The 349-nt window shown below is 65.3% G+C and carries 1 protein-coding gene; it reads left to right on the top strand.

Annotated elements, in window-relative coordinates; translation table 11 throughout:
* Positions 1–349, top strand: a 349-nt coding sequence (locus AC1D0P_RS32900; protein ID WP_477680547.1) for an ATP-binding cassette domain-containing protein, incomplete at both ends; no start/stop codon positions are given.

The following is a 349-nucleotide window of genomic DNA, read 5'->3' as shown; positions in this document are numbered from 1 at the left end:
GGATATGCCGGTCGGCGATCTGGCGCTCGGCCGGCGGCAGATGGTAGAGATCGCCAAGGCGCTCTATCGCAAGCCGCGCGTGCTGATCCTCGACGAACCCACCTCGTCGCTGTCGGCGCATGAGGCCGGTGTGCTTTCCAGCCTTGTCCGCGACCTTGCCGCCAAGGGGACGGCCATTCTCTACATCTCTCATCGGCTGGACGAGGTCCGGTCGCTCTGCCGGCATGTGACGATCCTGAAGGACGGTGTGGTGACGGCAGACCAAAGCCTCGCCGGCATCGCCGTCGTGCAGCAGGAGCTCAGCCTGGCGGCCGAATTGTCGATCGCCGAAAATATCGGCCTAGGGGCC

Source organism: Polaromonas sp. P1_G2 (assembly GCF_056405515.1).
The sequence above is the reverse complement of the archived record's forward strand: the minus strand, read 5'-3'. Positions and strand labels throughout refer to the sequence as shown.